At 73.3% G+C, this 9,525-nt stretch carries 8 protein-coding genes and 1 pseudogene; 6 read left to right on the plus strand and 3 right to left on the minus strand.

All coding sequences use genetic code 11. The annotated features are described in order from the left end of the window. Positions 1–1,243: nitrate/nitrite transporter (locus J0670_RS20135; RefSeq protein ID WP_374223131.1), on the plus strand; the 1,243-nt coding region annotated here is incomplete at its 5' end. 96 nt (positions 1,244–1,339) lie between these two features. On the opposite strand, the gene J0670_RS20140 is transcribed toward J0670_RS20135, so the two are convergent. Further along, on the minus strand, positions 1,340–2,167 hold the full coding sequence (locus J0670_RS20140; RefSeq protein WP_207813026.1) for a Bro-N domain-containing protein: 828 nt from the start codon (positions 2,165–2,167) through the stop codon (positions 1,340–1,342). Between the two features lie 157 nt (positions 2,168–2,324). Next, positions 2,325–3,146 carry a maleylpyruvate isomerase family mycothiol-dependent enzyme gene (locus J0670_RS20145; protein WP_207813027.1) on the minus strand — a complete coding sequence of 274 codons (822 nt, stop codon included), beginning with the start codon at positions 3,144–3,146 and terminating at the stop codon, positions 2,325–2,327. A gap of 172 nt (positions 3,147–3,318) precedes the next feature. Between J0670_RS20145 and J0670_RS20150 the strand changes: the two genes are divergently transcribed. From J0670_RS20150 to J0670_RS20160, 3 genes are all read left to right on the plus strand, one after another. Further along, positions 3,319–4,116: a carbon-nitrogen family hydrolase gene (locus tag J0670_RS20150; RefSeq protein WP_207813028.1), complete on the plus strand. Its 798-nt coding sequence runs from the start codon at positions 3,319–3,321 to the stop codon at positions 4,114–4,116. Between the two features lie 257 nt (positions 4,117–4,373). Beyond that, the gene (locus J0670_RS20155; RefSeq protein ID WP_207813029.1) at positions 4,374–5,342 is read left to right on the plus strand and encodes a GntR family transcriptional regulator; all 969 of its coding nucleotides are present in this window, start codon (positions 4,374–4,376) and stop codon (positions 5,340–5,342) included. 172 nt (positions 5,343–5,514) lie between these two features. Beyond that, complete coding sequence (locus J0670_RS20160; protein ID WP_207813030.1) at positions 5,515–6,162, plus strand: hypothetical protein; 648 nt, start codon at positions 5,515–5,517, stop codon at positions 6,160–6,162. Between the two features lie 70 nt (positions 6,163–6,232). Here J0670_RS20160 and J0670_RS20165 read toward each other — a convergent pair whose 3' ends face one another. Next, entirely contained in the window at positions 6,233–7,018 is a 786-nt protein-coding gene (locus J0670_RS20165; protein WP_307806603.1) for an SLATT domain-containing protein, read from the minus strand. A gap of 367 nt (positions 7,019–7,385) precedes the next feature. Between J0670_RS20165 and purD the strand changes: the two genes are divergently transcribed. Together purD and J0670_RS20175 are read left to right on the plus strand one after the other, a co-directional pair. Then, a complete protein-coding gene (purD, locus tag J0670_RS20170) occupies positions 7,386–8,633 on the plus strand; it encodes a phosphoribosylamine--glycine ligase (protein WP_207813031.1) in 1,248 nt (415 codons plus the stop codon). Positions 8,634–9,167: 534 nt separating this feature from the next. Beyond that, a pseudogene (locus tag J0670_RS20175) lies at positions 9,168–9,525 on the plus strand (hypothetical protein); the annotation flags it as partial.

Here is a 9,525-nt window from a genome sequence, read left to right on the forward strand (position 1 = left end):
GCGTGCGGCCTGGCTGGCCTGGTCCATCGGCGCCAGCGTCTACGTCCTCGCCATCATCCACCGCACCAGCCTCGGCGTGGCCGGACTGGACGCCGCCGAACGCTTCGGCATCGGCGCCTCGGCCCTCTCCACCTTCTCGATCCTCCAGGTGCTGGTCTACGCGGCCATGCAGGTCCCGGTCGGGCTGCTCATCGACCGGTTCGGGCCCCGCCGGGTGCTGCTGCTCGGCGTGCTGCTGCTGAGCACCGGTCAGCTGGCCTTCGCGTTCAGCTCCGCCTTCGCCCCCGCGCTGGCCTCCCGGGCGGTGCTCGGCTGCGGCGACGCCATGACCTTCATCAGCGTGCTGCGGATCGCCGCCCGGTGGTTCCCGGCGGCCCGGAACCCCTTCGTCGCCCAGCTGACCGGGCTGGCCGGGATGGGCGGCAACCTGGTCACCACCGTGGTGCTCGCCCAGGCACTGCACCGCGAAGGCTGGACGCCGACCTTCACCGCGATCGCGCTGCTCGGGGTGGCGGTGTTCGCGCTGGTCGCGCTCTTCCTCAAGGACACGCCCGGCCAGCAGGCCCCTATACGGCCGGTCGCGCACCGGGAGCGGCCGAACGTCCGCCGCCAGGTCCTCGACTGCTGGCGCGAGCCGGGCACCCGGCTGGGCCTGTGGATCCACTTCACCACCCAGTTCCCCGGCAACGCCTTCGGCCTGCTCTGGGGCCTGCCCTACCTGGTGGAGGGGCAGGGCATGACCCGGGCCGAGGCCGGCGGGCTGCTGACCCTGCTGGTGCTCTCCAACATGGGCTGCGGCCTCGTCTTCGGCCGACTGCTGTCCCGCACCGCCCGGGCCCGGATGCCGATCGTGTTCGGCGTCGTCGCGGCCACCGGGCTCGGCTGGGCGCTGGTGCTGGCCTGGCCGGGCGGGCACCCGCCGACCTGGCTGCTGGTCGGGATCATCCTGGTGATGGGCAGCAACGGCCCGGCCTCGCTGGTCGGCCTGGACTACGCGCGCGCCCGCAACCCGGTGGAGCGGCTCGGCACCGCCTCCGGGATCGTCAACATGGGCGGTTTCATCGGCACGATGATCACCCTGCTCGGCATCGGCGTGCTGCTGGACGCGCTCTCCCCGGCCGGCGCCGGGACGTACTCGGCCGACGCCTTCCGCTGGGCGTTCTGCTGGCTGTACGTCCCGCTGGCGGCGGGCACGGTGATGGTGCTGCGGCTGTGGCGGAGGGTTGTGGCGGTGGGGGCGTAGGGTTTCTGACCTGCGGAAACGTGGCAGACCCTAGCTTCAAGCTAGGGTCTGCCTGGCTGAAGGTCATGCATAGCGGCGGCATCGCCGCGAGGTTGGTCAGCCCCCGTACTCGCGCATCAGCTCGGCGACCTGCGGCGCTGTTCCGTAGATCCGGGCGCCATGCATCTCCACGATCAACGTTCCTTGGCTGGGCGCAGGTTTGGGTTCGGACCGTGCTTCGCGCCGGAGGCGGATCAGGTCCACCAGCTTCAGCTTCGGGCAGCCCGGGACGACCCGGCTGCCCCGGATACCGACCCGCTCCCCGCCCGGGCAGGCGAAGTACGCGCCGAACGGCGGTCCGCTGTCCTCCTCCCGGCCCGGCAGGTGGAGGATCATCTCCCCGTGCCGGCAGTGGACCGTCCCGTCCGAGTGGACGGTCAGACCGGGCCAGTCCTCGTGGTCGATCTCCGCGACGATCCGCACCTGCTGCCCGATCGCCTCGGTCAGGGTCTCCGCCATCCGGCGCTGCTGGGTGGGGATGTCGGTGTCCCCGCGGCGGATGGAGGGGAGGAGGTCGTCGGTGACCCATGCCCGGAACGGTCGGGCGGACTTCTTGTCCGACCTCATGAGGAGGCTGTACAGCCCTGCCTCGCTCACCACGCCGAGCAATGGATTTCCTTGCCGGTAGGGTTTCTGACCTGCGGGAACGTCGTAACCCTCCATCTGGTGGAGGGTTACCGCCCGCAGGTCGACGGTGCGGTGCTGGTGGGATTCCAGCCCCTTGATGGTGTCGCTCGGATTGCGTCGGCCCAGCACCCGGCACACGTCCGCCGTGACGAACCACGGCTCCCCGTCGATCATCACGACCCGGATCGGCTGCCCCGTGACCGGGAAGCTCGACCGCACCAGCACCATCTGTCCCTGCTGTTCCTGTTCGTCGTCCATCCGGACGCTCCTCCTTCTTCCGTGTGATGGCAGGACTGCCCGGAACAACGAGGCCGATCAGGTGAGGTGGCTGGTGCCGGATTGACGGATGGATGCACGAGTGGTGCCCACCCGGCGCACGTTGGTGCGTGTACGCCGGGTGGTGTGCGCCGAGGTCTCAGAGGGTGACGGAGAAGTTGGCCAGCACCCGGTCGGCCAGCTCGCGGTCGCCCTCGACCTGCACCGGGCCGGGCCGGCCGCGGCCGCAGGCGAGCCGGACGTACGTCTCCCAGTCCATGGTCAGCTGGACGTCGGGGGCCAGGCTGATCGACTCGTCCACCGTGCCGCGGCCGGTGGAGTCGACCCGGACGGTGCGCAGGAACTCCACCGGGCCGGTCACGTCCACCACCAGGGCCGTCCCGGCCGGGGCGCCCGCGTTGCGGGCGACGGCCTTCGGCAGCTGCTCCAGCAGGACGTCCCGGGTGATCAGCGCGCCCGGCGCGTCCAGGTTGCCGGGGGTCTCCAGGGCTCGGCGCAGGTCCTGCTCGTGCACCCAGACGTCGAAGGCCCGCAGCCGCAGCAGCTCGTGGTACGGGATGTCCCGGGCCAGCGGGCCGCCCGGCCAGCGCACCGGCTCCTCAGGCGTCTGCTTGGCATTGCGCAGCGCGCGGGAGCGGCGGATGACCGTGTACTCCAGCTCGCTGGTCATCTCCAGCGCGGTGTGGCAGCGGCGCTTGTCGACCGGCAGCTCGACGTACCGGGCGAACTCGGTGGTCACGTGGCGAAGGTCACGCGGCAGCGAGTGGATCGGGCGGGGGTCGCCGAGGAGTTCGGACTCGACCGCGATCACGTGTGAGACGACGTCCCGGACCGACCAGCCGGAGCACTCGGTGGCCCGGTTCCAGGAGCCCTCGGGGAGGGGGGCGACCAGCTCCGATATGGACTCGATGCTCTGGGTCCACGCTTCGGTGTAAGCCTGCACGGTCTGGTTGTCCGTCACGGGAATCTCCGGCCCTCCGTCAGCTTTCCTACGGTCGTGCCCGGCCATCGCGGTCGGCCGGGATGGTCCGGCTTCCGGGCGCACGCGCTAACCGCACGTTACGCTGCCGGGAGACAGCTGGGCAGCGCTTTCGGGTGACGATCGTAGGTCTCTTGCCGTGGACGGTGGTACTGTGCGCGCTTCATTGATCCAACTCGCGGTCTCCGACGCCGAGCCGCCCGCCGAACGGCGGGCCAGGGCGGCGGCGCTGGTACGGGCGCAGCAGGGTGCCGACCTGGTGGTGCTGCCGGAGCTGTGGCCTCTGGGCGGCTTCGCGTACGACCTCTGGTCGGAGGGCGCGGAGACGCTGGACGGGCCCACTTCGGACGCGATGGCGGCGGCCGCCCGGGCCGCCGGGGTCTGGCTGCACGCCGGTTCGATCGTCGAACGCGATCCGGACGGTCCGATCTACAACACCTCGATGCTGTTCGCCCCGGACGGCGAGCTGGTGCACACCTACCGCAAGATCCACCGCTTCGGCTTCGACAGCGGCGAGGCGGTGGTGATGGGCGCGGGGCAGGAGATCGTCACGGCGCCCACCGACTTCGGCACGCTGGGCCTGGCCACCTGCTACGACCTGCGCTTCCCCGAGCTGTTCCGGGCGCTGCTGGACGCCGGGGCGCAGCTGCTGGTGGTCCCGGCGGCCTGGCCGGCCAGGCGGCGCGAGCACTGGACGCTGCTGGCCCGGGCCCGGGCGGTGGAGGAGCAGGCCTTCGTGCTGGCCTGCAACACCGCCGGGACGCACGCCGGGGTCGAGCAGGCCGGGCACAGCATCGTGGTGGACCCGTGGGGCCGGGTGCTGGCCGAGGCGGGTGCGGAGGAGCAGGTGCTGACCGTCGAGTTCGATCCGGTCGAGGTGGGCAAGGCGCGCGAGGAGTTCCCGGTGCTGCGGGACCGGCTGCTCGGGATCCCGGCGCCCGTCCAGCGCTGAGCGTCCCGTCCAGCGCTGAGCGGAGGTCCGGCGCAGAGGGTGGATCCCAGGCGGATTCCGGACGGTTTCCGGTCTGTTTCCGGACGCGTTCGGAAGGGACGGGCGGGGCTCGAGTGGCGTTCGAGCGGTGTTCGGGAGGGTTGGTTCATACCTATTCCGACCCGGTTTGAGAAGATGAGCACTCGTCGTGTTCCCCGCCGCTCGTCCGCCGGTCCGTCGCGGGTCGGCACGGCGGCCCGCCCGAGGAGGTCGCACGCATGTCCGGTACCGGCGCTGGCGACACCCCCCGTCCCGTCATCCAGCGCAACAGCCTGCGCGAGCAGATCGCCGGCGCCCTGCGCGAGGAGATGATGGCCGGCCGGCTGGCGGCCGGCCGCAACTTCACCGTCAAGGAGATCGCCGACCTGTACGGCGTCTCCGCGACCCCGGCCCGGGAGGCGCTGGTCGACCTCGGCGCCCAGGGGCTGCTGCGGGCCGAGCACCACCGGGGCTTCACGGTGCCCGAGCTGTGCTGGGAGGACTTCGTCGAGATCTTCGAGTCCCGGGTGCTGCTCACCGACAGCTACTTCCGCCAGTTCGCCACCCGCCGGGCGCTGCCCGACGTCACCCGGCTGCCCTCGCTGCGCCGCCGGGCCGACGCCGCGGTGCGGGCCGCCCGGTCCGGGAACCTGGACGTGATGGTGGGCTGCGACCGCCGGTTCTGGCAGGAGGTCGCCGCCCTGCTCGGCAACCGCCGGATCGCGGACTACCTGGACTGGCTGCGGGTGCAGTCCTGGATGTTCGCCGCGCCCTACCTGCGGGCGATGCCCACCCTGGCCGGGGTCTGCTGGGACCGCCACCTGGACCTGGTCGAGGCCGTCGCGGCCCGCGACCTGGCGGGCGCGCACCGGATCATCAGCGAGTACAACCTGTTCACCGTCCGGCTGCTGGCCGGGCTGGCCGGGCAGTCGCTGGACACGGTGACCGTGGTGGGGCTGCTCGCCGAGACCGCAGGAACGGAGCCGCTGCCCGTACCGGTCGAGCCGTCCGCGCCCTCGCCGCAGCCGCAGCCGGTGGCCGCACCCGTTCCGGAGCCCGTGGCCGGCTGGCCGGAACGGCCCCGGCGGGGCGAGGAGATCGGCCGTGAACTGGGCCGTGAACTGGGCCTCGGCCTCGGGCTGGTGCCGCAGCCGCGCTGGGTGCCGTCCGCGCGGTTCGGCCGACGGCTGCCCGAGTCGCCGGCCTAGGCCATGCCTGACAGGCCTCGGCGCCCGAGGGCCCGCCCTGCACCCGGCACCGGGCCGGTAGGGTGGGCGGTCGTCGAACCGGAGCCCGGACAAGGGCCGTCCGGGTACCGACTCCGCCCTTCGTCGCCCCGCCCCGCGGGCGATCCCGCCGCCCGGAGAGGAACTGCCGGCCATGGCCTGCGACCTCTGGCTCGTCCCGCTGGTGGACGTGCTGAGCCACAGCCCCGACAACCCCTTCCGGGACGACCTCGCGCTCTACAACGCGGTGCTGACCTCACGTGGGCTGCCCGAGGTGCCGGTCTACCAGTACGTTCCCGGGCTGAGCGGAGCGGTCGAGCCGATAGCCGCCTTCGACTACGACTCGTTGCACTTCCTGCGCCGCGCCTACCTGCTGGGCCTGACCGGACTGGACATCACCCCGGTCGACTCGCTCGGCGGCGACTACGAGCAGCTGCTGGAGATGTTCGAGAGCAACGCCGAACAGTCGCACCTGGTCTGGCACTTCGACCACGCCGGTGCGTACGTCCCGATCGAGTTCCCGAGCCCGCTGGTGGACGAGACGCTGCTGGCCTCCGGCGGCCCGCTCGGCTCCAGCCACGGGCTGCTGCGCGAACTCCAGGCCGTCGCCCCGGCGCTGGGCATCGACCCGCTCAACCCGCCGGACCCGACCAGGCCGCTCGGCCCGACCGGCCTGGAGCAGCCGTTCGGACCGCCGATCGACGACCTGCACCCCTTCGCCCGCGAGCGGCACGCCTGGTCCGGGCTGTACGCGGCGGCGACCCGTAGCCTCACCCAGGGCTCGATGATCGTCTTCGCCTGAGCCCGAACCCGAACCTGAACCCGAACCCGAACCTGAGCCTGAAACCGGACCCGAGCTCGAGCTCGAGCCCCTACCGCAGCGGTCCCTCCGGCGGCCGCTGGCGCGGCATCGTCGGCCGGGCGCCCGGCGGCGGCAGCACCCGCACCTGGGCGCCCACCCCGGGCTCGGAGCGCCCGCCCCAGGTCCCCGGGCCCTGGGTGGGCAGTTGGGTCATCGACGCGCGGAACTCCAGCATCCACTCCGAGGTCTCGGAGCGGACCATGTCCGAGACGTCCTCGCAGAACCGGCGCAGCACGCCCAGGCAGCGCTCGGCGGCCTCGCCCGCGGTGCCCTCCGTCGGGCCGAGCACCTCGCGCACGCACTCCGACGCCCAGTCGAACTGGAAGGCCTCCAGTCGGCGTTGCAGCGCCTGGCCGGTGGAGACGTCCCGCATCCAGCCGGAGGTGAGGCCGAAGGCCAGGTCGGCGCCGTAGCAGGCGGCGGCCAGCGCGAAGCCCACGTAGCCCCAGCCCGTGCCGTGCGCGAGGACGCCGGTCAGGTCCGCCAGCGGGGCGGTCACCCCGCCCACCGCGAAGCCGGCCGAGGCGAAGCGCAGCAGACGGGCCCAGCGGCGCTTCCAGATCCGGTCCCGGCGGTACCACTCGATCGCCTCGACCGCCCGCTCCTCGGACCAGCGGTAGAGCTCCTCCAGCCGTTCGGCGGGCTCGCCCCAGTCCCCGAGCGGGAACTGTCGGGTGCTCAGATCGGTCCGGCGGCGGGTGGAGGCCCGCCTGATGACGGCGGCGACGGGCTGGTCCTCCTCACCGATCTCCTTGCCCCAGGCACTCTCCTCGGGCTGCATTTCCGGCTGGCTCACCTGTGGGGCTCCCTGTGGCGGGCGGGCGGCTGGGTCTGGCGGCGCATCGGCTGACCTGACGTCTGCCGGTGGTTGTCCAACAGCACTTCTTACCGCCAAATGGCTGACCGTGGGGGCGCTTCCACGGTGATCGTTACCGGTTTCGGCCACCGGAACCCGAGGTGAGCGGGTCGCGGCGGGCGGCGAGATTTCACCCGTCCGAGCGAGGGTCCGGCGACCCACCGCCCTGACCCGGTCACCCGCCGCACAACCGGCCCGGTCGGGCTTGGAGGATCCTCCGATGTCGTGGGCGTACGGACCTCCTTGCCTGGAGGATCCGACGGGACCGGAGAGCGGCCGGAACAGGCCACCGACTACGCTGCCTGGCGTGAAGGTCCTCGTCATCGGCGGCGGCGCCCGCGAACACGCCCTGTGCCGCTCCCTGTCCCAAGATCCCTCCGTGACCGAGTTGCACTGTGCCCCGGGCAACGCCGGGATCGCCCGGGTGGCGACTGTCCACCCGGTCGACCAGCTGGACGGCGCCCAGGTCACCGGGCTGGCCGCCGAGCTCGGCGCCGACCTGGTGGTGGTCGGCCCGGAGGCCCCGCTGGTGGCCGGCGTCGCCGACGCCGTGCGCGCGGCCGGCATCCCGGTGTTCGGCCCCTCCGGCGCGGCCGCGCAGCTGGAGGGCTCGAAGGCGTTCGCCAAGGACGTGATGGCCGCCGCCGGCGTCCCCACGGCCCGCTCCTACGTCTGCACCACCGCCGAGGAGGCCGCCGAGGCGCTGGACGCCTTCGGCGCGCCGTACGTCGTCAAGGACGACGGCCTGGCGGCCGGCAAGGGCGTCGTGGTCACCTCCGACCGCGAGGCCGCGCTGGCGCACGCCGCCTCCTGCGAGCGCGTGGTCATCGAGGAGTACCTGGACGGCCCCGAGGTGTCGCTGTTCGCGATCACCGACGGCACCACCGTGCTGCCGCTCCAGCCCGCGCAGGACTTCAAGCGCGCGCTGGACGGCGACGAGGGCCCCAACACCGGCGGCATGGGCGCCTACTCGCCGCTGCCGTGGGCGCCGGACGGGCTCGTCCAGGAGGTCCTGGACACCGTCCTGCAGCCGACCGTGGACGAGCTGCGCCGCCGCGGCACCGAGTTCTCCGGCCTGCTGTACGCGGGCCTGGCGCTCACCTCGCGCGGCACCCGGGTGATCGAGTTCAACGCCCGCTTCGGCGACCCGGAGACCCAGGTCGTGCTGGCCCGGCTGCGCACCCCGCTGGCCGGCGTCCTGCTGGGCTCCGCCACCGGCACCCTGGACCAGCTGGAGCCGCTGCGCTGGGACGAGGGAGCGGCCGTCACCGTGGTCGTCGCCTCCGAGGGCTACCCGGCCGCGCCGCGCACCGGCGACCCGATCGAGGGCCTGGCCGAGGCCGAGGCGGACGGCACCGCGTACGTGCTGCACGCCGGGACGAAGGCGGACGAGGACGGCCGGGTGCTGAGCGCCGGCGGCCGCGTCCTGTCGGTCACCGCGACCGGCGCCGACCTGGCCGAGGCGCGCGACCGCGCGTACGCGGCCGTGGACCGGATCTCCCTCAAGGGCGGCCAGCACCGCACCGACATCGCGCTGAAGGCGGCCACCGGCTGAGGCCGGCCCGACGGCCGCAGTGCGGCGGGGGCGCTGCGCCCCGTGGGATTGAACCCCCATGGGCGCAGCGCCCCCGGCGTTTCCGGGCCGGAGCGGTTCCGGGGGCCGACGCACCGTTCGGAGGCCGGAATCCAGCCCATCGAGTGATAGCCCCCGCATCCGGCTGACGTAACCGGGCGCCCGGCCTTATGGTGCGCTGGATCGCAGTGCGACGCGGCCGCGCGCCGGGGCGCCGCCGGGTAGCGGTGTGCCCGCGGGGGGATGCTGGACGGCGTTCGGCCGGGTGTTCGCCCGGTGCTCCGCACCGGACCGGTCGCGGGCGTCCGGAATCCGGGCGACGTCACCGGGACGAGTGGAAACCGGGGTGATCCGGAACGCCCGCCGGGACCGGGGCGTCGAAAATGTCAGTAGCGCCACGCAGCATGCACTACCGGGGATCGGATGCCTCCGCTTCCCGGTCGGAACTGATCATTTCGAGTCGGCTCAGGGCCCGAAGCCGGGCGCCCGAGGGCTCCGAAGGGGGTGCCGCACCGTATGGCCGTAGTCGACACCGCGCGCGCTCACGCCCAGGCGGTACTGCGGGTCCGGGGCCTCGCCCTGGCCGCCGCCGCCCTGCCCACCGCCGTCGCGGTGGTCCTGCTCGCCGGCCGGTTCACCGGCCGGATCGGTGCACCCGGCGCCCCCGACGCCGCCGGGTGGGACGCCGCCCGCTGGGTGGTCTGCGCGGTCGCCGCGCTGAGCGTGCTGGTGGCCGGGCTGACCGCCCGCGCCCACCGCCGGGCCGTCCCGCCACGGACCCCGGCCGTCCAGGTCGAGCGCGCCGAGGCCCCCGAGCTGTACCGGCTGATCGACGAACTCGCCGACCGGCTGGACGTGCCCGCGCCCTCCGCCG

This window comes from Streptomyces sp. FH025 (assembly GCF_017427025.1).
Taxonomy (GTDB): domain Bacteria; phylum Actinomycetota; class Actinomycetes; order Streptomycetales; family Streptomycetaceae; genus Kitasatospora.

Excerpts from the sequence above, each read along its gene's own strand:
- J0670_RS20155 (WP_207813029.1), top strand. The coding sequence starts at position 4,374 with ATGTCCGGTACCGGCGCTGGCGACACCCCCCGTCCCGTCATCCAGCGC.
- J0670_RS20140 (WP_207813026.1), bottom strand. The coding sequence starts at position 2,167 with ATGGACGACGAACAGGAACAGCAGGGACAGATGGTGCTGGTGCGGTCG.
- J0670_RS20160 (WP_207813030.1), top strand. The coding sequence starts at position 5,515 with ATGGCCTGCGACCTCTGGCTCGTCCCGCTGGTGGACGTGCTGAGCCAC.